Annotated in this window: 1 pseudogene; it reads right to left on the bottom strand. The window is 40.1% G+C overall.

The window, feature by feature from the left end:
• Positions 1-573 precede the first annotated feature (573 nt).
• Positions 574-723: pseudogene (locus QUA38_RS29585) on the bottom strand (PAS domain-containing protein); the annotation flags it as partial.
• Between the last annotated feature and the right edge of the window lie 394 nt (positions 724-1,117).

Genomic DNA, 1,117 nt, shown 5'->3' on the forward strand with positions numbered 1-1,117 from the left:
CTTTAACTAGATTTATAGAGATCGATGAGCCACATCTGTTCAAATTGTAAATAGGTATTGTTTGCCAACATTGGGGACAAGACCAGTAGATTTGATGCTTGCTAACGTGATGCAGCATTTGATTCGAGCAGCAGGGGTAGTGTGTCATAAAGACCTCTTTTTTAACTAAAACTCAAGGGTATTTCACTCTTTTGCAACGTGCTGTAAGCTCGCTTGAAGCAACCATAACAAGACCATAGAGAAAAAAATAAAGATTTGGTAAAGAATATAAAATGGTTAAGGAAAAGATACAAGTTTAAACATTCCGTAATAAAAGTAAGAGCGCAGAGAATTTTTATCCCACAATACGCACCTTGTAATGTCCCATCTGGTTTGTTATAATTCTACACTATTCAGATGCAGCTTTTGAGATCCATTCCTACATAAAATGGTTTTCCTGTTCCCTATTCCTTGATTTGATCTGAGAGTCTAAATCCCAGCCCAACAGATTGGCAGTTTCAACAGGAAGCATAACTGGAGCGAGGGGATTCACTATCACTGCTGGCAGGTGATATTGACAGTTTTAATTGATTGTTAATGCTCGCAAGGTAAGAAGGTGTCAAACCACTTATTGCCCAAAATTTCTTTGGGTGTATAACCTGTGAAGGTGAAGAAGAAAGGATTTAGATAGCTAACATTTCGCCATCGATATAGTCCGACGATCAACTGCACGGTATCAAATAGCGATCTCCAGCGTCGTTATTGATGATAGCAGATCGCACGCGCAAAGCAATTGGGTTATCGGTTAGGCTTTGCGATTTTGGCTGTGGCAGCTTTTTTTGGGGCTGACAGTGCTGTTGGTACTTCAGCGAACCTATCTCAATACCCGCGATTTTGAAGCAGGAGGGTTAAAAATTAAAGCGGAAGGATGGCCGGGCTGTTTAGGGTTTATTTAGATACTTTAGGGCTGATTAGTGATAGCTATGAGGATTTTCCCTTCATTGCCTTTAACCCTACCTAAAAACGAATATAAGCCCCCGACTTGTTTGGTGGAGAGATAAAAATTTGTAATTGCTCAACTAGGGGAAAAAAGGGAGCCATCAGTAGAGAGAGCTTGTTGAATAGATTGATAAGCAGT

Origin of the sequence: Microcoleus sp. Pol12B4, from assembly GCF_036701385.1 — a bacterium.
In the GTDB taxonomy this organism is placed as follows: Bacteria; Cyanobacteriota; Cyanobacteriia; order Cyanobacteriales; family Microcoleaceae; genus Microcoleus.